21 protein-coding genes are annotated in these 20806 nt (G+C 37.9%); 20 read left to right on the top strand and 1 reads right to left on the bottom strand.

Features of this window, described 5'->3' with window-relative positions:
- Positions 1 to 118 precede the first annotated feature (118 nt).
- The 18 genes from accB (at position 119) to NXS11_RS01145 (ending at position 17850) form a co-directional block, all read left to right on the top strand.
- Positions 119 to 577 carry an acetyl-CoA carboxylase biotin carboxyl carrier protein gene (accB, locus tag NXS11_RS01230; protein ID WP_259197968.1) on the top strand — a complete coding sequence of 153 codons (459 nt, stop codon included), beginning with the start codon at positions 119 to 121 and terminating at the stop codon, positions 575 to 577.
- A 2-nt stretch (positions 578 to 579) separates the two neighbouring features.
- Positions 580 to 1935, top strand: a complete 1356-nt coding sequence (gene accC, locus NXS11_RS01225) for an acetyl-CoA carboxylase biotin carboxylase subunit (protein ID WP_259197966.1) — start codon at positions 580 to 582, stop codon at positions 1933 to 1935.
- 22 nt (positions 1936 to 1957) lie between these two features.
- Positions 1958 to 2329, top strand: a complete 372-nt coding sequence (locus tag NXS11_RS01220; RefSeq protein WP_259197964.1) for an Asp23/Gls24 family envelope stress response protein — start codon at positions 1958 to 1960, stop codon at positions 2327 to 2329.
- A gap of 23 nt (positions 2330 to 2352) precedes the next feature.
- On the top strand, positions 2353 to 2739 hold the full coding sequence (gene nusB, locus NXS11_RS01215) for a transcription antitermination factor NusB (RefSeq protein WP_259197961.1): 387 nt from the start codon (positions 2353 to 2355) through the stop codon (positions 2737 to 2739).
- A 14-nt stretch (positions 2740 to 2753) separates the two neighbouring features.
- Positions 2754 to 4097 (top strand): exodeoxyribonuclease VII large subunit, encoded by a 1344-nt coding sequence (gene xseA / locus NXS11_RS01210; RefSeq protein ID WP_259197959.1) that lies wholly within the window; start codon positions 2754 to 2756, stop codon positions 4095 to 4097.
- Positions 4084 to 4308, top strand: coding sequence for an exodeoxyribonuclease VII small subunit (locus NXS11_RS01205; protein ID WP_259197957.1), 225 nt, complete (start codon positions 4084 to 4086; stop codon positions 4306 to 4308). The genes xseA and NXS11_RS01205 overlap by 14 nt, the downstream gene beginning before the upstream one ends.
- Entirely contained in the window at positions 4289 to 5170 is an 882-nt protein-coding gene (locus tag NXS11_RS01200; RefSeq protein WP_259197955.1) for a polyprenyl synthetase family protein, read from the top strand. The genes NXS11_RS01205 and NXS11_RS01200 overlap by 20 nt, the downstream gene beginning before the upstream one ends.
- Positions 5171 to 5238: 68 nt before the next feature.
- Positions 5239 to 7107, top strand: coding sequence for a 1-deoxy-D-xylulose-5-phosphate synthase (gene dxs, locus NXS11_RS01195; RefSeq protein WP_259197953.1), 1869 nt, complete (start codon positions 5239 to 5241; stop codon positions 7105 to 7107).
- Positions 7108 to 7345: 238 nt separating this feature from the next.
- Positions 7346 to 7798: a transcriptional regulator AhrC/ArgR gene (gene ahrC / locus NXS11_RS01190; protein WP_259197951.1), complete on the top strand. Its 453-nt coding sequence runs from the start codon at positions 7346 to 7348 to the stop codon at positions 7796 to 7798.
- Between the two features lie 13 nt (positions 7799 to 7811).
- Positions 7812 to 9494: a DNA repair protein RecN gene (gene recN, locus NXS11_RS01185; RefSeq protein ID WP_259197948.1), complete on the top strand. Its 1683-nt coding sequence runs from the start codon at positions 7812 to 7814 to the stop codon at positions 9492 to 9494.
- Positions 9495 to 9506: 12 nt separating this feature from the next.
- Positions 9507 to 10406 carry a phosphate acyltransferase gene (locus tag NXS11_RS01180; RefSeq protein ID WP_259197946.1) on the top strand — a complete coding sequence of 300 codons (900 nt, stop codon included), beginning with the start codon at positions 9507 to 9509 and terminating at the stop codon, positions 10404 to 10406.
- A 56-nt stretch (positions 10407 to 10462) separates the two neighbouring features.
- Positions 10463 to 11521: a butyrate kinase gene (gene buk / locus NXS11_RS01175; protein WP_259197945.1), complete on the top strand. Its 1059-nt coding sequence runs from the start codon at positions 10463 to 10465 to the stop codon at positions 11519 to 11521.
- 12 nt (positions 11522 to 11533) lie between these two features.
- Positions 11534 to 12952, top strand: a complete 1419-nt coding sequence (lpdA, locus tag NXS11_RS01170; protein ID WP_259197942.1) for a dihydrolipoyl dehydrogenase — start codon at positions 11534 to 11536, stop codon at positions 12950 to 12952.
- 19 nt (positions 12953 to 12971) lie between these two features.
- Complete coding sequence (locus NXS11_RS01165; protein ID WP_259197941.1) at positions 12972 to 13970, top strand: thiamine pyrophosphate-dependent dehydrogenase E1 component subunit alpha; 999 nt, start codon at positions 12972 to 12974, stop codon at positions 13968 to 13970.
- Positions 13963 to 14946 (top strand): alpha-ketoacid dehydrogenase subunit beta, encoded by a 984-nt coding sequence (locus NXS11_RS01160; protein ID WP_259197939.1) that lies wholly within the window; start codon positions 13963 to 13965, stop codon positions 14944 to 14946. Before NXS11_RS01165 ends, NXS11_RS01160 begins: the two co-directional genes overlap by 8 nt.
- Positions 14947 to 14958: 12 nt before the next feature.
- Positions 14959 to 16236 carry a dihydrolipoamide acetyltransferase family protein gene (locus tag NXS11_RS01155; protein WP_259197936.1) on the top strand — a complete coding sequence of 426 codons (1278 nt, stop codon included), beginning with the start codon at positions 14959 to 14961 and terminating at the stop codon, positions 16234 to 16236.
- Positions 16237 to 16419: 183 nt separating this feature from the next.
- Complete coding sequence (brxB, locus tag NXS11_RS01150; protein ID WP_259197935.1) at positions 16420 to 16857, top strand: bacilliredoxin BrxB; 438 nt, start codon at positions 16420 to 16422, stop codon at positions 16855 to 16857.
- A gap of 12 nt (positions 16858 to 16869) precedes the next feature.
- Entirely contained in the window at positions 16870 to 17850 is a 981-nt protein-coding gene (locus NXS11_RS01145) for an aromatic acid exporter family protein (RefSeq protein WP_259197933.1), read from the top strand.
- 57 nt (positions 17851 to 17907) lie between these two features.
- On the opposite strand, the gene prli42 is transcribed toward NXS11_RS01145, so the two are convergent.
- Positions 17908 to 18015 (bottom strand): stressosome-associated protein Prli42, encoded by a 108-nt coding sequence (gene prli42 / locus NXS11_RS01140; protein ID WP_259197931.1) that lies wholly within the window; start codon positions 18013 to 18015, stop codon positions 17908 to 17910.
- Between the two features lie 154 nt (positions 18016 to 18169).
- On the opposite strand from prli42, the gene NXS11_RS01135 reads away from it, so the two are divergent.
- Together NXS11_RS01135 and gnd are read left to right on the top strand one after the other, a co-directional pair.
- Positions 18170 to 19279 carry a M20/M25/M40 family metallo-hydrolase gene (locus NXS11_RS01135; RefSeq protein ID WP_259197929.1) on the top strand — a complete coding sequence of 370 codons (1110 nt, stop codon included), beginning with the start codon at positions 18170 to 18172 and terminating at the stop codon, positions 19277 to 19279.
- A gap of 80 nt (positions 19280 to 19359) precedes the next feature.
- Positions 19360 to 20763 carry an NADP-dependent phosphogluconate dehydrogenase gene (gene gnd, locus NXS11_RS01130; RefSeq protein ID WP_259197927.1) on the top strand — a complete coding sequence of 468 codons (1404 nt, stop codon included), beginning with the start codon at positions 19360 to 19362 and terminating at the stop codon, positions 20761 to 20763.
- The last annotated feature ends 43 nt before the right edge of the window (positions 20764 to 20806 follow it).

Here is a 20806-nt window from a genome sequence, read left to right as displayed (position 1 = left end):
TCGAAAATCGCTTCATTCCGCAATTGGTTAACACCTATCAATTATAACTTTGCTTGAATTGACCCTATGCCTCAAGTAAAATGATAGGATAGAAATCATTTATGAGGGAGCAACTAATATGAATTTTAAAGAGATTAAAGAATTAATTAGTATTCTTGATCAATCCAGCTTAACTGAAATTAATATTGAAAATAAAGGGTCAAAAATAACTTTAAAAAAAGAAAAAGAAATTATTACACAACAGGTTACAGCTGCATCTGTCCAACCTGTACCACAAGCGAGTCCCGTATCTGGCGTAACTGCAGCTGCTGATACAAATGATACAGCTACTGATACGGATAATCTAAAAACTATCAATGCGCCAATGGTTGGTACGTTCTACAAAGCGCCATCACCTGAAGAAAGCCCATACGTGAAAGTGGGCGATAAAGTGACTGCTGATACTACGGTATGTATCTTAGAAGCAATGAAGCTATTCAATGAGATTCAAGCTGAAGTCAATGGCGAAATTGTCGAAATTCTTGTTGAAGATGGCCAAATGGTTGAGTATGGCCAAGCCTTGTTTAAGGTGAAGTAACGATGAAAAAAGTATTAATCGCGAATCGTGGTGAGATTGCAGTGCGTATTATACGTGCATGCCACGAATTAGGTATCCAAACAGTAGCGATCTATTCTGAAGGCGATAAAGATGCACTCCATACTCAACTAGCCGATGAAGCGTATTGCGTTGGACCTAAGCAATCAAAAGACTCTTATTTAAACATTCCGAACATCTTATCTATTGCAACTTCTACTGGTTGTGATGGCATACATCCAGGATATGGATTTTTAGCTGAAAATGGTGATTTTGCTGAACTCTGTGAAGCCGTACAGCTAAAATTTATTGGCCCAAGCTATCAATCTATCCAAAAAATGGGCATTAAAGATATTGCAAAAGAAGAGATGAAACGTGCAAATGTTCCTGTTGTACCAGGAAGCGATGGGCTTGTAACTAGTATCGAACATGCTATTGAAACAGCGAATAAGATTGGTTACCCAGTCATTATCAAAGCAACTGCTGGCGGTGGTGGAAAAGGCATTCGAATAGCACGTGATGAAGAAGCCTTAATCAACGGTTATAAAATGACACAACAAGAAGCTGAAACAGCATTTGGCAATGGCGGTCTGTATTTAGAAAAATATATAGAGAATTTCCGACATATTGAAATACAAATCATAGGGGATGAACACGGCAATGTCATTCATCTGGGTGAACGAGATTGTACGATTCAACGCCGTATGCAAAAGTTAGTTGAAGAAGCACCTTCACCTATTTTGACCGCTGATATGCGCAAAGAAATGGGCGATGCTGCTGTACGTGCTGCCAAAGCTGTAGGTTATTATAATGCAGGAACAATTGAATTTATCTATGATTTAGATGATGATGCTTTCTACTTTATGGAGATGAATACGCGTATCCAAGTAGAACATCCCGTCACAGAAATGGTAACCGGCGTAGATTTGTTAAAGCTTCAGCTCAAGGTTGCTATGGGTGAAGAACTGCCATATAAACAAGAAGATATTCGCATCAACGGACATGCAATGGAGTTTCGTATTAATGCTGAAAACCCATATAAAAACTTTATGCCCTCACCAGGCATGATTACGCAATATCTTACACCAGGTGGATTTGGTGTTCGTATTGACTCGGCTTGTTATATGAATTACGCCATACCACCACATTACGATTCAATGGTTGCAAAACTAATCATTCATGGTAGCACTCGTGATGAAGTAATTATGACAAGTTTACGTGCTTTAAATGAATTTGTCGTGATGGGTATAGACACAACGATTCCATTCCATATTCGTTTATTACACCATCCCATCTTCCAACAAGGCTATTTCAATACTAAGTTCTTAGAATTACATGATGTCATGAATGAAGAAAATTAATCAAATCGGAGGGGCAATCATAATGACAAAATCTATCGAAAATTATAACCCTAACTTGGGAAACGTCGAAATTGTACCTGAAGTTATTTCTGTCATTGCGAGTATCGCAGCGTCAGAAGTCAAAGGTGTGCAAGGCATGTTTTCTGACAAAAAAAATTCAACTTTAGAGCGTCTTAGTCGTAAAAGTTTGAGTAAAGGCGTAAAGATTGAAACAAAAGATAACGAAATTATTATTAATGTCTTTTGTTCACTAAAATATGGCGTGAAAATTTCTGATACAGCATTAAAAGTACAAGAATCTATTCATAGCGCCATTAATACAATGACTGCTTTAACCCCAAAACAAGTTAATGTTCATATTACGCATATCGATATGGGCAAACCTAAAGGCTAATATTTACAGAATGGAGCACGAAAATGAGTAGAAAACAAGCAAGAAGCCAAGCGTTTCAAACTTTATTTCAATTAGAAATGAAAAACTCTGAATTAACAATTGAAGAAGCAATCAGTTTTATCAAAGATGATTATCCCGATTTAGATTTCGGCTTTATTCAATGGCTTGTTTCCGGTGTCAAAGATCATGAACCCGTATTAGATGCAACCATTGCGCCACACCTTAATGGTTGGACAATTCCAAGATTGTTAAAATCAGATCGCATTATTTTAAGAATGGCAACTTTTGAATTATTGCATAGTGATACACCAGAAAAAGTGATTATTAATGAAGCGGTAGAACTAGCAAAGCAATTCTCTGATGACGATCATTATCGTTTTATTAACGGTGTATTGAGTAATATTAACTAAGATAGAGTGATAATATGGAAAAATATTTAACAGTCTCAGCTTTAACCAAATATATTAAATATAAATTTGATCAAGATCCACATCTTCAATCTGTTTTAATCAAAGGAGAGCTTTCCAACTTTAAGCATCATAGTAGTGGGCATCTCTATTTTGCATTAAAAGATGAAAATAGCGTTATTAATGCCATGATGTTTAAAACAGCAGCAAACCAACTTGATTTCCAGCCTAAAGAAGGTGATCAAGTCATTGTGGAAGCGCGTGTGTCTGTTTATGAACGTCGTGGTAGCTATCAAATTTATGTCAATAAAATGCAGCTTGATGGTGTTGGCAATCTTTATCAGAAGTTCGAACAATTAAAGAGACAGTTAACAAAAGAGGGCTATTTTGAAGCGTCCCACAAAAAGGCGATTCCAAAGTATCCTCAAAAGATAGCGATTATCACGGCAAGTACAGGCGCTGCAATTCGTGATATTTTAAACACATTACAAAGCCGCTATCCATTGGTTGAGCCTGTTAAAATCAGTACGCTAGTTCAAGGGCAGCAAGCAGCTGGAGATATCATCGAAAAATTGAAATATGCCGATACACTAGGTGTTGATACGATTATCGTTGGTCGTGGGGGTGGATCGATTGAAGACTTGTGGAGCTTTAATGAGGAAGCAGTTGTTAAAGCGATTTATGAATGCCAAACGCCCATCATCTCAGCTGTAGGTCATGAAACGGATACAACACTCAGTGATTATGTTGCAGATGTGCGCGCTGCGACACCGACTCAAGCAGCGATGATTGCGACACCAGATCAACAAGAACTTTATCAATTGTTAAGTAAAAGTCAAAACTACTTGAATCGTTATATCATGCAATATATAAAGCATGCACGCCAGGCGTTGACACGTTATCAAGATTATTATAAGTTCAAACAACCAACGCTCCTCTATGAACAACATATTCAAAAACGCGATGATTTGGATAGGCTTTTACACTCAGCGATGGAAGATATTATTCAGAAAAAGCAACAACGGTTAGAACTTATTCAACAGCGCTTTCGTTTGCGTTATTTTTACGATGAAGTTAAAAGAAATCAACTAACTGTTCAGCAAACTTATGAACAGTTAGAAAAGCAAATCAGCCGAATTCTTGCTCTAAAAAAACAATCACTCGTACAGCAAGTGACTGCGCTAGATACGCTCAGTCCGACGAAAACAATGCTACGCGGTTATTCCATTGTAAAAAAAGATGATGATGTTGTAACAAGCAGTCATGATTTGCATAAGGGAGATTACATAAAAGTGACGATGAAAGATGGCACGGTTGATGCAATAATTGAAAAGGTAAGGTGTAAAGATGACGACAGATAATCAATCATTTGAAACGATGATGCATGAATTGGAAGAAATAGTGAAACAATTGGATAACGACACAGTGTCACTTGAAGAATCATTAGCACTCTATCAGAAAGGGATGGCACTATCAACAGCTTGTGAGAAAACATTAAAAGAAGCTGAACAAAAAGTGTCGAAATTAATTGAAGAAGAGGCTGAGAAAACTGATGAATCAAAGTCTGAATAAGTTATTATCTACATTTAATCACATACTTGATCAGAGCATTGAACAAACACCCCTTCATACACAGCTTGAAGAAAGCATGCGATATTCATTACAAGCTGGAGGGAAACGCGTCCGTCCTCTATTATTGCTAGCAACACTTCATATGTTACAGCCGAACAAATATCATGAAGGACTAAAAACAGCTGTTGCATTAGAAATGGTTCACACCTATTCACTGATTCACGATGATTTACCTGCCATGGATAATGATGACTTACGTCGAGGCAAACCAACAAATCATAAAGTATATGGCGAATGGCTGGCTATTTTGGCTGGAGATGCTTTATTAACTAAGGCTTTTGAATACATTAGTAATGATGCGTCACTCTCAGCGGAAGTACGTGTTAAACTCATTACTGCTTTGAGTCAGGCAAGTGGGCATCAAGGTATGGTTGGTGGACAAGCACTTGATATGCAAAGTGAATCACAAGCCGTTGAATTGCCTATTTTAGAACAGATTCATTTACACAAAACTGGTGCACTTATTCGCTTTGCCATTGAAGCTGCAATAATCATTGCAAATGTTGACAATGAAACACAACAGCAACTCATCAAATTTGCAAATCATTTGGGTATTATTTTTCAGATTAAAGATGATTTACTCGATCTTTTTGGAACAACAGAAGCACTCGGTAAGCAAACAGGTAGTGATGATGCCAATGAAAAGTCTACCTATGCTACGCTATTAGGTTACACACAAGCAGAACATATTTTAGCAACACACGTTGAAGAAGCAGAACGCATTTTAGCATCTTTATCTGAAGCATATAACACAGATGACCTTGCTTATTTGTTAAAACTTTTTTATCAACGTCAAAATTAATTTGTCTATATCTCGCTGGATAAATGGGGTATAATCGTAGGAGATAAAGATAAAGGGTGATATAAAAAATGGATATTCGTACGATTCAGGATCCATCATTTTTAAAAAGTCTTTCTGTGCAACAACTTGAATCACTCAGTCAAAATATACGTCAATTTTTAATAGAAACTTGCGCGGTTACAGGTGGGCATATCGGAGCCAATCTGGGCGTTGTAGAACTTACAATTGCTTTGCATAAACATTATAACAGTCCGAAAGATAAAATCATCTGGGATGTTGGTCATCAAAGCTATACTCACAAAATTTTGACTGGTCGCGCAAATCAATTTGATACATTAAGACAATATAAAGGATTATGTGGATTCCCAAAATTGAAAGAATCCGAGCATGATGTATGGGAAGCTGGGCATAGTTCAACTTCTCTATCTGCTGCCATGGGTATGGCAAAAGCTCGTGATATATTAGGTCAAAACAATCAAATCGTACCAGTAATTGGTGATGGGGCACTAACTGGTGGAATGGCTTTAGAAGCATTAAATAATATTGGACATGATCGTACTAACATGACGATTATTTTAAATGATAATGAAATGAGCATTGCACCAAATGTTGGCGCAATGCATAATATGCTAGGTCGTATACGTATGAATCAAGGATATAACAAACTCAAGGGAGACGCTGAAACTGTACTAAGTCGCTTGCCAGGAGGAAGTCGCATACGTGAATCAGCAGATCGCATTAAAGATAGTTTGAAATATCTTGTTGTTGACGGTGTTTTTTTCGAGGAACTCGGTATTCGATATATTGGTCCTGTTGATGGACATAATTTTGAAGAGCTTGAAAATGCACTTAAAACGGCAGACTTGATTAACAAACCCGTTGTTATACATGTCGTCACTAAAAAAGGAAAAGGTTATCATCCCGCTGAAAATGATAAAATCGGGACATGGCATGGACTTGGACCATACAAATTAGACACAGGTGAACAAATCAAAGGACAACCAAAGGGCGTAGCATGGAGTCAACTAATGTCTGATGAAGTTTTGAGCTATGCACGTAATGACAAACGTGTTGTAGCTATTACACCTGCAATGCCTGTTGGTTCTAAATTGACTAAGTTTCAAGCAGAACTACCTGAACAATTTTTCGATGTAGGTATTGCTGAACAACATGCTGTAACGATGGCTGCAGGTCTTGCAATAGAAGGTATGAAACCATATGTTGCCATCTATTCTACATTTTTACAGCGTGCCTATGACCAAGTATTACACGATGTTGATCGTCAAAATCTAAATGTCATATTCGGTATTGATCGTGCTGGGCTTGTTGGTGCAGACGGTGAAACACATCAAGGTATTTACGATATTGGCTTCCTTACTCAATTCCCAAATATGATCGTGATGATGCCTAAAGATGAAAATGAAGCTAAGGATATGGTCTACACAGCCATGCATTATGAACGTGGACCTATTGCCATCAGATATCCACGTGGCAACGGTTTAGGTGTAGAAATAGCACCTCAGCGTCAACAGTTGCCAATTGGTCGTTGGGAGCGTCTTTCTAACGGTGAAGATGTCGCATTAGTTGCATATGGTCCGACTGTAGCAACTATTCAACAAGTAGCAAAATCACTGACAGAACAAGGTATTAATGCAACAGTGATAAATGCACGTTATCTTAAACCAATGGATGACCTCATGTTGCACGAACTTGGTGCTTCTGAAATACCAATTGTTACAGTTGAAGAAAATATGCTGAACGGTGGTCTTGGCGCTCAGATTGGTAATTTTATAACAGATAATAACTACCATAATAAGATTAAACGCCTAGGTATTGATGATATCTATATTGAACATGGTGATGTTGAACACATCTTAGCTGATATTGGTTTAGATGCAGCATCTATCGAACAAACAGTGAAACAACATTTACAGTAAACTATAAATGCCTTATATATGATGGAGGTTGCGACATTAAATTAATGTCCAACCTCTCTTTTTAGTGCTGAGCGCTGGATTAATAGAAAGGCTCAATCTTTAACCGCTTCTTCTACAATTTCGCTCGAGGTTTGCCGTGGATAAGATAACAAAATCTTTGCAGACATGAATGATAGTAGGATAATCAAAGAACTTATGCTAAAATCGATGTATAAATATTCGTTATGGGGTGCAAAATATGCCTAAAAAATCTGTAAGACATATAAAAATCAGAGAAATAATTTCCAACGAACAAATCGAAACACAAGACGAACTCGTGAGACGCCTCAATCATTTTGATATGAATGTCACACAAGCAACCGTCTCTCGTGATATTAAAGAATTGCAATTGATAAAAGTACCAACACCGTCCGGTCAATATATTTATAGTCTGCCGAATGATAGACGCTATCATCCATTAGAGAAATTAGGTCGTTATCTCATGGACTCATTCGTTAACATCGATGGTACAGAAAATTTACTCGTCTTAAAGACACTACCAGGCAATGCTCAATCTATCGGCGCAATCTTAGACCAGATAGATTGGGAAGAAGTCTTGGGTACGATTTGTGGAGATGATACATGCTTAATTATTTGTCGAAGTAAAGATGACGCAGACATAATTAAGACGCAAATATTCAATATGTTATAAGGAAGCGATAAAGATGTTACAAAGTCTATCAATTAAACAATTTGCGATTATTGATGAACTTGATATTCAATTTTCTGATGGTTTGACTGTTTTAAGTGGTGAAACAGGTGCTGGTAAATCTATCATCATTGATGCGATAGGTCAGCTTATTGGTATGCGCGCATCATCTGACTTTGTACGTCATGGTGAGAAAAAAGCGATTATCGAAGGGCTCTTTGATATCGATAATGCACAAGAAGCTATCCGTATGCTGAGTATGCTAGGTATTGACATAAATGAAGATTTCCTTATCGTAAAACGTGAAATTTTTAATTCTGGTAAAAGTATTTGCCGTATTAATAACCAGACCGTCACCCTACATGATTTACGACAAGTCATGCAGGAGCTACTGGATATTCACGGTCAACACGAAACACAGTCATTATTAAAACAAAAGTATCATGTAGAATTACTGGATCGTTATGCAGATGGTGCCTATGATACTGCATTAACAACATATCAGAATACGTATGCTACACATCAAGCAAAGTTAACGGAACTAGCTGAATTGGAATCTGCAGATCAAGCTTTGTTACAACGACTAGACTTGATGAAATTTCAATTAGAAGAGTTAAAAGAAGCTAAGCTACAAGAAGATGAAGTACCACAGCTCGAAATCGATATTAAACGTATACAAAACTCAGAACAGCTAAGTTTGGCTCTGAATAATGCCTATATTACGTTGACAGATGAACATGCAATTACGGATCGTTTGCATGAATTAAGTACGCAGCTACAACATATTGATCAGATTTTACCAGATACCTACGCATCATTGAAAGAACAAGTTGATCAGTTCTACTATACACTTGAAGATGCCAAACACCAATTGTATGATGAAATGAATCAAAATGAATTCGATGAACAAATGTTGAATGCATTGGAATCACGTATGAACTTGCTGAACAATTTAAAACGCAAGTATGGCAAAGACATCGTTGACTTAATTCGTTATCAAACAAAGCTGGAGGACGAAATCAATAAAATCGAAAACTACGAGGAAAGCACAGCGCAATTGCGTGCAGATATCGAACAATTATCAGAAAAACTTCTACAAGATGGAAAGAAACTATCTGTAGAACGACGTAAAGTAGCGCGAACATTACGTGATCATATTGTTCAAGAAATTCAAAACTTACAAATGAAAGATGCGAATTTAGAAATCTCTTTTAGAGCCTACGATAAGCCACAAAAAGATGGCATTGAACATATCGAGTTTTTGATCAGTCCAAATAAAGGAGAGCCGTTAAAAAGCTTAAATAAAATTGCAAGTGGCGGTGAACTATCTAGAATTATGTTAGCTCTAAAAAGCATTTTTGTTCGTTCACGTGGACAAACTGCTATTTTGTTCGACGAGGTCGATTCGGGTGTATCCGGTCAAGCGGCACAGAAAATGGCAGAAAAGATGAAGCAAATTGCCAATGTCATACAAGTCATCTGTATCTCTCACTTGCCTCAAGTTGCTTCGATGTCAGACCATCATTTGTACATTTCCAAACGACAAAAAGATGATAGAACGACAACATTTGTACAAGAATTAACAGGTGAGGCTCGAGTAGAAGAAGTTGCACGTATGATTTCTGGTGCAACAGTCACAGAACTCACAAAGCAGAGCGCCCATGAAATGATTGAACAAAATCAAACATTTAATGCATAAGGTGGGATAACTATGTCATTTAATCAGTTGTTAGCACAAGACATGATGCACCAACCGAATATCGCAATAGTTAGTGCACATAATGAAGCGACAATTCACGTTGTCAAGCGTATACTTGAAACAACTTCTGCGACATTCACTTTCTATAACCATCAAGATGTCACAGAGCTCATTCGTTCCTTTGATTTATCACCAGACATACTTACAAGAATCACTTTGCACAACTTTGAAACAGAGACCGACGCATTGAAGCATTGTTTAGAAGATTTAGACGCACAAGTAGCAGACATATTGATGAAAGGACATATTCCAACTGCACATCTACTTTCTGCAGTTCTAAAACATAATCGAACACACGGAAATCACTTTTTGAACCATGTTGCGCTTTGTGATATTCCAACATATCATAAACCTTTATTTATTTCTGATGTCGCCTTGAACATCGAACCCGATGAAAAGGCGATGCAGAAAATAATTCGCAACATCATCATCTTTGCCACAAAGCTTGGTTATCAAAGCTTAAAAGTGGCACTATTGTCATCTACTGAACACGTCCAAACAAAAGTAACTTCTTCAGTCAAAGCGGCTAGCGTTAAAGAAACATTTGTAGCAGACAATGCAGACATATCAGTCGACATTGATGGTCCGCTCGCACTCGATAACGTAATTGATAAAAAGAGTGCTATCCAAAAAGGGATTCACTCATCAGTAGCAGGTGATGCAGACGCTATTATTGTGCCACAACTCGATGTTGGCAATGTTCTATACAAATCACTGACTTATTTTGGTCATGCACGTATCGCTAGTACCGTTTTAGGGGCAAACTATCCAATTATTTTGACTTCTCGTGCTGATTCATTGGATAATAAAGTAAACTCAGTTTTGCTTGCAATGAAAATTCTTGTAAAATAAATTTTAAAGACATATACTTAAAACAATCAAAATTTTGATGGAAAGCAGGTGTGCTTATGACCCAAATTTTAGTGCTCAACTTAGGAAGCACCTCAAGTAAAATTGCGATTTATCAAGATAATGAATGTTTATTTGAAGAATGCATTGTCCATGACATGTTCCTTTTAAGTCAACCACTAGCACAACAGGCACCGTTGCGCCAGAAGTGCATTGAACAGACACTCGAACAACATCAGATTTACTTAACAGCCATTAACGCCATTGCATGTAGAGGTGGCTTACTTAAACCCATTGTTGGGGGAACATATGCCGTAAACGATAAAATGTATACTGATTTAGAAAACGGTCGTTATGGACTGCATGCATCGAATTTAAGTGGTATGATTGGTTACCAGCTAGGGAAGCTTTATAAAATCCCAGTATATACAACAGATCCAGTTGTAATTGATGAATTAATAGATGAAGTTCGATATACCGGCTTACCAGATGTTTCACGCAAAAGCATCTTTCATGCATTGAATCATAAAGCTGTAGCAAGGTGCTATGCGAAAAATAGCCATAAGAACTATGAAGATGTAAATGTTATCGTCGCACACATGGGTGGGGGCATCAGTATTGCTGCACATCGCCAAGGTCGAGTCATTGATGTGAATGAAGCATTGTATGGTGAAGGTCCTATGGCATTAACACGTGCTGGTAGTATACCTAATGACTTGTTACTACAGTTTGCACAGGATTCCAACTATACTGTGACAGATATGAAAGATTATTTAACACGCCAATCTGGTATCAAGGCGTATACTGGCACAACAGACTTTAAAGCACTAATGAATCAATACAATACAGATTCAACAATTAAACAACTTATTGATGCATTAGCGATTCAAATTGCCAAAGCGATTGGTGAGCGTGCTGCACTCTTAAAAGGTCAAGTCGACCAAATTATCTTTACAGGTGGCATTAGTTATAATCAGCAATTCATATCATTGATTCAAGATTATATCGAATGGATTGCACCTATCACTATATACGCTGGCGAATATGAAATGACGACTTTAGCCGAACAAGCCTATCTCGCATATCATCAACAAATTTCAATCAATACATATCGTTAGGAGAGATGGATTATGGTACAAGAAAAATATGATTTAGTTGTCCTCGGCGGTGGCATTAGCGGATATTCAGCAGCCATACGTGCCGCACAATTAAATAAACGCGTCGCAATTGTAGAAAAATCCCTTCTCGGTGGTACATGCTTACATAAAGGCTGTATCCCAACAAAATCCTTCTTAAAATCAGCTGATACCTATCAACTAATCCAGCATGCCGAAGATTATGGCATCACTACTTCCACACCTACTTTCAATTTTCCAAAAGTACAAGCCCGTAAGCAACGTATCGTTGAATCTATGTATTCAGGTCTGCAAATGTTAATTCGTCAAAAGAAAATAGATGTTTTTAACGGGACAGGTCGCTTATTGGGGGCATCTATTTTTTCCCCACAGAGTGGCACTGTATCTGTAACATATGAAGATGGTACGTCTGAGTTGTTGACGAACGACTATGTCTTAATTGCTACAGGTTCATCACCTATGACATTACCATTCTTAGAGATTGATCATGAACGCATTGTAACAAGTGACGACCTTTTGGCTATGTCATCATTACCTAGTAGCATTGCCATTATCGGAGCAGGTGTCATTGGTTTGGAATTTGCATCATTCTTTAGCCAAGTCGGTGTAGAAGTCCATGTAATAGAAGCTGCTGATAAGATTTATCTTAATGATAGCGATGTGGTAAGCCAACAATTACAAAATGCACTATCTAAACGTGGCGTCAAATTCCATACAGGTGTTAAGTTAAGTGAAGACAACGTTACTGTATTAGAGAACCAAGTAGCTTTTAACTTGGGCACAACTATTCAAACGGATATCGCTTTAGTTGCAATCGGTCGACGTGCAAACATTTCAGACATCGGTCTATCAAATACTGATGTTGTTATAACAGAACAACAAACCATCGAAACTAACGAATATATGCAGACAAAAGCACCTCATATTTATGCTTCTGGAGATGTGATTGGTCACCTACAACTCGCACATGTTGGTGCAAAAGAAGGCATCATTGCTGTTGAACATATGTTCCAACAAAATCCGATTGCGATTGATTATAACGTGATGCCAAGATGTATTTATACTACGCCCGAAGTCGCAGCAATCGGGCTGTCTGCTGAAGCTGCAAAATCACAAGGCTATCATGTAAAAACTGTCAAAGCAGCATTTCAAACAAATGGGAAAGCAATGATTATGTCGCCCGGTACGCCTGATGGCTTTGCAGAACTGGTAATTGACAAAGAGAGTGGCTCTGTTCTAGGTGCCAATCTCGTCGGTTCGAATGTCACTGAACACATTAATGAATTAAGTGTTTTACAATTTTTAAATGGTTCTGCACTCGAACTAGGTATGGCTACACATGCACATCCATCAATGTCGGAACTATTGATGGAACTTGGTTTACTTTATGAGAAACAAGCAATTCATCTATAAACACTAGGAGGGATACACGATGATAGATTATCAAAGTGCACAACTTGATATAGAAGATTTAAAAGCAATATACAAAAGCATGGACTTAGGTAGAAAGATAGACGAGCGTATGTGGCTATTAAATAGAGCAGGAAAGATTCCCTTTGTCATCAGTTGTCAAGGACAAGAAGCAACACAAGTAGGCGCAGCATATGCGCTAGAAAAAGGGGATATAACGGCACCGTATTATCGTGATTTGGCTCTTGTTACCCATCTAGGAATGACACCATTAGAGACAATGTATTCCGTATTTGGTAAACGTGATGATATCAGTTCAGGTGGCAAACAAATGCCGTCACACTTCAGTAAAAAAGAAATCGGCATTATGTCACAGGGTTCATCTGTTGCAACCCAATTATTGCATGCAATTGGGGCTGCACTTACTTTTAAAATGGATGGTAAAGACCAAGTTGCTTTATCAACACTTGGTGAAGGTAGCTCTAACCAAGGTGATTTCCATGAAGGCTTGAACTTTGTCGGTGTACATAAGCTACCGTTTATCTGTATTATCGAAAACAATCAGTATGCAATTTCTGTATCCAAAGATTTGCAATATGGTGCGGAACGCTTATCCGATCGTGCAAAAGGTTATGGCATGCATGGTGTCACAATCGATGGAAATGACCCCATCGCCGTATACCAAGCTGTCAAAGAAGCGCGTACTCGTGCACTAAATGGAGAAGGTGGAACACTCATAGAAGCAATGTGTACGCGACTCACAGCCCATTCATCAGATGATGACGATCGCTATCGAAGTGATGAGGTTAAAACAGCCGATAAAGCATCTGATTGCAACAAATTATTCCGACAATATTTATTAACAAATGAAATAGTCGATGAGGCATGGTTAGAAGAAATTGAACAACAACATAAAACCATCATCAATGAAGCAACAAAACAAGCAGAAGCTGCACCATATCCAGATGTAGACGAAACATATACCCATGTCTATGAACAAGGAGGTCCTTTCAATGCCTAAAATATCTTATTTAGATGCGATTAAGGATGCGTTAGATATTGCTTTAGAACAAGATTCACAAACATTTATATTAGGAGAAGATGTTGGTAAAAAAGGCGGTGTCTTCGGTGTTACTGCAGGCTTACAAGCGAAGTATGGCGCATACCGCGTGTTAGATACACCGCTTGCTGAATCCAACATTGTAGGTTCTGCTATTGGCGCTGCAATGATGGGGAAACGCCCTATTGCTGAGATTCAATTTGCAGAGTATATTTTACCTGCAACAAACCAAATTATGAGTGAAGCAGCCAAAATGCGTTATCGTTCTAACAATGATTGGCAAGTTCCCTTAACAATTCGCGCGCCTTTTGGTGGTGGCATTCATGGCGCATTGTATCATTCTCAAAGTATTGAAAGTGTATTTTCTTCAACACCTGGTTTAACAGTGGTTATTCCATCTAATCCATATGATGCTAAAGGATTATTATTAAGTTCAATCGCTTCAAATGATCCAGTGTTATATTTTGAACATAAAAAGGCATATCGCTTATTAAAAGAAGATGTTCCTGAAGGTTTCTATACAGTTCCTTTAGGCAAAGCAGATGTTAAACGTGAAGGAACGGACATAACTGTATTTAGTTATGGTTTAGCTGTTAATTTTTGCATTCAAGCAGCTGACTTATTACAAGAAGAAGGTATAAGTGTTGAAGTGGTTGATTTGCGTACCGTATATCCACTAGACAAAGAAACTATAATTGATCGTGCAAAACAAACAGGTAAATGTCTGCTTGTAACAGAAGATAATAAAGAAGGTAGTGTAATGTCAGAAGTTGCAGCGATTATCGCTGAGAACTGTTTGTTTGATTTAGATGCACCAATCATGCGTTTAACAGGACCTGACGTACCAGCAATGCCATTCTCTCCACCTTTAGAAGATGAATTTATGATTAATCCAACAAAGATTAAAATGAAAATGAGAGAACTTGCAGAATTTTAAGGAGGTCATACCATGGATATTAAAATGCCTAAACTGGGTGAAAGTGTACATGAAGGAACACTGGAACAATGGCTCGTCAAAGTAGGCGATCGTGTAGAAGAATATGACGCATTGTGCGAAGTCATCACTGATAAAGTAACAGCAGAAGTGCCGTCTTCTTATGCTGGTGTCATCACGGCGTTACATGTTGAGCCAGGAGACACGGTAGCAATAGGAACTGTTATTTGCTCATTAGACAGTGATAACGAAAATATAGCAACTGCTACAACTGAAGCAACAGAGAACACAGCAGCAACTGAAGATGTTGAAATCACTAAAAAGGCTCAAACACTTACACCATCAAAGCATACACAAGCAACAGACCATCCAAAAAATAATGGTCGTTATTCACCAGTTGTATTCCGTATTGCCTCAGAGAATCATGTTGATTTATCACAAGTAATAGGAACAGGCTTTGAGGGACGTGTCACGAAAAAAGATATCGAATTATATCTCCAAAGTGGACAACAACATCAACCAGTGGCACATGACCAAGTGACAGAAACAACGATACAGCAACCAGCAGTACCAGCCGTTTCTTCTCAACAACTTCAAGGTCAGTCAATACCCGTTAATGGCGTCCGTCGACAGATAGCTAATAAAATGGTACAAAGCGTCCAAGAAATTCCACATGCTTGGATGACAGTGGAAGTTGATGCAACGGAACTTGTTGCAACACGAAATCATTACAAATCTTCATTTAAAACACAGGAAGGCTACAACTTGACATATTTCGCCTTTTTTGTGAAAGCTGTTGCTGAAGCATTGAAAAAATATCCAATGCTTAATAGCTCATGGCAAAATGATGAAATTATCGTAAATGACACTATCAACCTGTCCATAGCTGTTGCGCACGAAGACAAATTATTCGTCCCAGTGATTCACAATGCAGATGATAAATCAATTAAAGGCATTGCCAAAGAAGTTCATACGTTGGCTCAAAAAGCCCGTCAAAATCAGCTGACAACTGAGGATATGACTGGGGGAACTTTTACTGTTAACAATACGGGTACGTTTGGTTCTATTAGTTCGATGGGCATTATCAATCATCCACAAGCCGCCATCTTACAAGTAGAATCGATTGTTAAGCGCCCAGTCGTTATCAATGATATGCTTGCTATTCGTCACATGGTTAATTTGTGTCTTTCTATTGACCATCGTATTCTTGATGGATTACAAGCCGGTCAATTCTTGAACGACATTAAAAAACGCATTGAGTCATATACTTTGGACAGTACATCTATTTATTAATTGATACTTAGGGTACTAACAGCAAACCCATTAATGATGTAGAAGGCAGTAACTGAGTGTGGGACGGGAAACGGTATCTTTTTAGAAAATGAGGTATCTGCCCCGCTTCCACAGTTTTGAAAATTGAATTGTGTGTATACGTTTAGTAGAATAGAAATAGTCAAATGACGGAGGTAGATACCAATGGATATGAGTTTTGATTTATATATGAATAATGTTGTTAAACAAGCACGTGAAGAAATGATACGTGCCGGCTATACAGAATTAACAACAGCAGAAGAAGTTGACAGCGTATTTAAAAAAGAGGGGACGACACTGGTGATGGTTAACTCAGTATGTGGCTGTGCTGGTGGAATGGCAAGACCTGCAGCGTCACATGCCTTACACTATGATGTCTTACCAGATCGATTGGTAACTGTTTTTGCCGGTCAAGACAAAGAAGCAACTCAACGTGCACGTGATTACTTCGAAGGTTATGCACCATCAAGTCCATCATTCGCTTTATTGAAAGATGGTAAAATCACAGAGATGATTGAACGTCATCAAATCGAAGGTCACGATACCATGGACGTTATCACGCAATTACAACATTTATTTGACAAATATTGTGCCGCAGAGTAAGGAGCTGACCATATGTTCCGCTTGAATCCATACCGAATTGGGTGGCGAACGATTAAAACCGCAGTCGGCATGGCACTAGGTGTAATTATCACCAAACTTCTTGGACTGGATAATTATGCATCTAGTGCTATTTTAGTAGTCTTATGTATTAAAGATACTAAAATGCATTCTGTCCATGCCATATTCTCTCGTTTTGTTTCATGTCTAATCGCCATTGGATTTGGTGCAACCATTTTCCCACTGCTCGGTCAACATGCATGGGTCCTCGGGCTTATCGTACTGTTATTTATTCCTTTGACCGTCACAATCAACACACAAGAAGGCGTCGTTACAAGTATTGTTATCTTGCTTCACTTTTTTAATGCTGATGTCATTGACGTGAGTCTGATGTTAAATGAAGTGATGTTACTCGTTGTCGGCCTATCAATCGCTTTTATTATGAATACGATTATGCCAAGTTTCGAAAAAGCATTGACAGACTATCAAAATAATATCGAAACACAAATTCGTCACATTTTTGAAACATACAGTACCATGTGCATTAAAAATATCCAGCAAGCAGACCTGTCGTTCAATCAATTATTACTCTCCATTCAACAAGCCAAATCGATTGCTTTTAGAGATGTTAAAAATCATTTCGTCCGCAATGAGAATAGCTACTATCATTACTTTGATATGCGCCAAGATCAAGTTGAGATTTTGCAGCGTATCCATCATAGCTTACAGCTCATAACAGTCGATGATCCCTTACTGCCAAAGCTAGCAACATTGTTTAAAGAAATGGCAGACAATGTAAATGAAAACAACTATACCGCAATGCGTTTACATCTGCTGTATGAGATTCGTCTACAAATAGATGACCTCCCATTGCCACAAACACATGATGAACTATATACCCGTTCTAGTATCATCCAGATTTTATATGATACGGAAGAGTACTTACACATCAAGTCTAAGTTCGGTTCATTGAAACTGTATCATCAAGTGACCTAATATTAAAAAGGATGCCCACCCAATGAATCGTGGACATCCTTTTTACCATTTTCGATATTACGTGTTCAATAAAGGAGCAACACCTGTAAGTATTAGAGATACAACAATCGCAACTAACATAACAATTAATAGTACTTTTCTTATCTTCTTACTCTGCACGTTCATATGCCTCCCATTGATTTGAATTTATTGTCAATTCATGATTAAAATAAATTATAACATTACCAAAATGCGATACACAAGTGGTGATAGAAGCATTCATTTTGCAAATATGACGAAGTTCGATACACTAGTTATGTAATAAAAAGGGGGCTTATATATGATTCATCAAGAACGTTTAGTCAATACTTTTATCGAGTTAGTCAAGATTGACTCGGAAACTGGTCAAGAAGGGAATATCCAACCGATTTTAAAAGAAAAATTCGAAGCACTAGGTCTTCAAGTGCAAGAAGATGATGCCAAAAACAAAACAGGTTTCGGTGCAAATAATTTAATTTGTACTTTACCTGCTATAGACGAATCAAAAGAAAAAATCTATTTTACCAGTCACATGGATACAGTAGTACCTGGTAAAAATATCCAGCCGATTATTAAAGATGGCATTATTAGTTCTGATGGGACTACAATCTTAGGCGCAGATGATAAAGCAGGACTTGCTGTAATATTTGAAGCTTTACATATTATTCAAGAGCAAAAACTACCACATGGACAACTTCAGTTCATCATTACAGTGGGTGAAGAATCTGGCTTAATTGGAGCGAAAGCCTTAGACAAAGAAATGATTGATGCAGCCTATGGATTTGCTATTGATTCGTCAGTGCCAGTTGGAGATTTCACGATTGGTGCACCTTATCAAATGCAGATTCAAGCAACAATTCATGGTAAAAAAGCACATGCAAGCACGCCTGATAAGGGAATCAGTGCTATCAATATGGCGGCCAAAGCTATTAGTCGCATGAAGTTGGGTCAGATTGATTATGAAACAACAGCAAATATCGGTAAGTTTGAAGGTGGGGGACCAACCAATATTGTCACTGATTTAGTCAATATATGGGCTGAAGCACGTTCGCATTCTGAGGAAAAGATTTATGCACAGACTGAGCATATGGCACAAACATTCAAAGAGACGGCTCAATCTTTCGGTTGTCATGCTGATGTCACAACAGAGCTATCATATCCAGGATTCCTTGTAGGTGAAGATGAGGTTGTTTATCAAAAAGCACAAACTGCCGCTAAGTCTTTAGGTTTAAGTGGTGCAGCAACAATCGGTGGCGGTGGTTCAGACGGTAATATCATTAGTCAGTTCGGTATCCCAACTGTTATTTTAGGCGTTGGCTATGAAGCAATTCATACAACGAGTGAACGCATTGCCATTCAATCGATGATAGATCTTGTGGCCTATGTATTAAAACTTATTGAGATTGCATAATATTGCGCAGTATAAGTGTTTGAAAACACAATATATGATACAATTAACCCGTACTTTATAATAAGAGAGGTAAGTAGCATATGACACAACAAATTGGTGTAATCGGCTTAGCGGTTATGGGAAAAAATTTGGCATGGAATATTGAGTCACGTGGATATAGTGTTTCTGTATATAATCGTTCTGCTGACAAAACAGATCTCATGGTCAAAGAATCAGAAGGAAAAAATATCGTTCCAACATATTCTATTGAAGAATTTGTTCAATCCCTCGAAAAACCACGTAAGATTTTATTAATGGTTAAAGCTGGCGAAGCAACAGATAAAACAATCGACACATTATTACCATTATTAGATAAAGATGATATCCTCATCGATGGCGGTAATACAAATTATCAAGATACAATCCGACGTAACAAAGCGCTTGCTGAAAGTGGTATTAATTTCATTGGTACAGGCGTGTCTGGTGGAGAAGTTGGCGCATTAACTGGTCCTTCTATGATGCCAGGTGGTCAAAAAGAAGCCTATGAAAAAGTTGCAGATATTTTAGCATCTATTTCTGCTAAAGCGGCAGACGGCACACCATGTGTCACTTACATCGGTCCAAACGGCGCAGGTCACTATGTAAAAATGGTACACAACGGTATTGAATATGCGGATATGCAACTCATTGCTGAAAGCTACAATATGATGAAAAATTTACTCGGTATGAATCATGAAGAAATTTCAGCAACTTTCAAAGAGTGGAATACTGGTGAACTTGAAAGTTATCTGATCGAAATTACAGGAGACATTTTCACAAAACTTGATGAAAATGGCGAACCACTTGTTGAAAAAATCATGGATAAAGCTGGACAAAAAGGAACAGGTAAATGGACATCAATTAACGCTTTAGAACTTGGTGCACCACTTACAATTATTACTGAGTCTGTATTCGCGCGCTTTATTTCATCACTTAAAGATCAACGTGTGCATGCATCAACATTATTAAATGGACCAGAAGCTGCTTTTACAGGGGATAAAGATGCATTTTTAGAAAAGATTCGCCGCGCATTATACATGAGTAAAATCTGCTCATATGCACAAGGTTTCGACCAGATGAAAGCGGCAAGTGAAGAAAACAACTGGAACTTACAATTAGGCGAATTAGCGATGATTTGGCGTGAAGGTTGTATCATTCGTGCACAGTTCTTACAAAAAATTAAAGACGCTTATGACAAAGATGCGAATTTGCAAAACTTACTCCTTGATGACTATTTCAAAGAGATTGTCACAGATTACCAACAAGCGCTTCGTGATGTTGTTGCAATGGGTGTGCAAAATGGGGTCGCAATTCCAGGATTTGCTGCAAGTATTAACTACTATGATAGCTATAGAAGTGCAGACCTACCAGCAAACTTAATTCAAGCACAACGTGACTATTTTGGTGCACATACGTATCAACGTAAAGACAAAGAAGGCACATTCCATACACAATGGACAAATTAAATAAATAGTAAAAAGCTGCGTGTTATAAAGTATTACTTTAATA

This window comes from Staphylococcus americanisciuri (assembly GCF_024814435.1).
GTDB lineage: Bacteria > Bacillota > Bacilli > Staphylococcales > Staphylococcaceae > Staphylococcus > Staphylococcus americanisciuri.
Note: the sequence above shows the minus strand (reverse complement) of the source record. Positions and strands in the feature narration are given on the sequence as shown.